Origin of the sequence: Rhizobium sp. AC44/96, assembly GCF_001692185.1 — a bacterium.
GTDB lineage: Bacteria > Pseudomonadota > Alphaproteobacteria > Rhizobiales > Rhizobiaceae > Rhizobium.
Window position 1 is genome coordinate 1 of sequence record NZ_LXKO01000038.1, and the last position, 1,273, is coordinate 1,273.

The window sequence follows — 1,273 nt, forward strand, 5'->3', positions numbered from 1 at the left end:
TGGCATCAGTCAGGTGACCATCGAAACGCAATACGCCACGGAATGCTTTAAGCATCGGATGGTATGGCGAACTGCGCCGTCCACGTTTCTCTTTCTTCAAAAAGACAAGAACCGCGTCGACCTGGAGTGATCCGGGCCGGTTTGACTGGAATGGGCCTGTAGCTCAGTTGGTTAGAGCACACGCTTGATAAGCGTGGGGTCGGAAGTTCAAGTCTTCCCAGGCCCACCATTCCTTGAATGGAATGATGGTCGGGAATGATTGGCCTGACGCGGAAGTTTGCCGAAGCCGGAGCGGAGACGCTCCTGTGATCGAGCTGATGGGGCTGTAGCTCAGCTGGGAGAGCACCTGCTTTGCAAGCAGGGGGTCAGCGGTTCGATCCCGCTCAGCTCCACCAAATCGATGGTGTCGAGACTGAATGGTTTTGATCGGCAATTGTCTTTTGAAGAAATAAAAGTTTGCATCGGCTTCGGTCGGATGCCTGTTCTGCATATATCGTGAAGAGAAGATTGATCTGGAGGCTTCCAGGTATTGGGTTTTGCCCAATGTCCGAGCCCAGTTCCAATGACGTCGTGAATGGCCTAGCCGGCCGGAAGCGAAAGAGGGACTGGAGGTAGGTAGGAAGCTTGTCGCTCTGGATCGTCGTTGTTCAGTGCCTTGTTGTACTGTCTGATGGACGATCGGATTACCGTTGCCTGACCGCGCGGTACCGGATTTAATCTCGAGAAGCTGGTCTTAAAGATCGGACACAAGCGAACTGCTCGGCGTAGTTCCAATAAAGTGATCCGATCGAACACGTCGATGGCATTGTTGGATTGACTGGGTTGTAAAAGGTAACCCGGTCTGTTGCCGTTTCTGATGAAACGGGAGCGAGATGATGAGCATTGGCAATGAGAACGATTAAGTGTCGTAAGGGCATTTGGTGGATGCCTTGGCATGCACAGGCGATGAAGGACGTGATACGCTGCGAAAAGCCGTGGGGAGCTGCGAATAAGCTTTGATCCATGGATCTCCGAATGGGGAAACCCACCTTAAATGCTTGGAAAATCATTCTGGTTGTTGGATCTTCGATCCAACGTTACGGCGAACGATCGCCGACGGACTAACGTCCTGTATGGGAACTTCCTGTACAGCGCGGTAGCGCGTCGCCGGTCGTCCGGCGTTAGAAACCCGAATGGTTTCCAAGCATTGTGATAAGGTATCTGCACCTGAATAAAATAGGGTGTAAGAAGCGAACGCAGGGAACTGAAACATCTAAGTACCTGCAGGAAAGGA

Annotated in this window: 2 tRNA genes and 1 rRNA gene; all 3 read left to right on the forward strand. The window is 52.1% G+C overall.

Features of this window, described 5'->3' with window-relative positions:
• The first annotated feature begins 152 nt into the window (after positions 1 to 152).
• Positions 153 to 229, forward strand: a tRNA-Ile gene (locus A6U87_RS25395).
• Between the two features lie 90 nt (positions 230 to 319).
• A tRNA-Ala gene (locus A6U87_RS25400) sits at positions 320 to 395 on the forward strand.
• A 501-nt stretch (positions 396 to 896) separates the two neighbouring features.
• A 23S ribosomal RNA gene (locus tag A6U87_RS25405) occupies positions 897 to 1,273 on the forward strand; the annotation flags it as partial.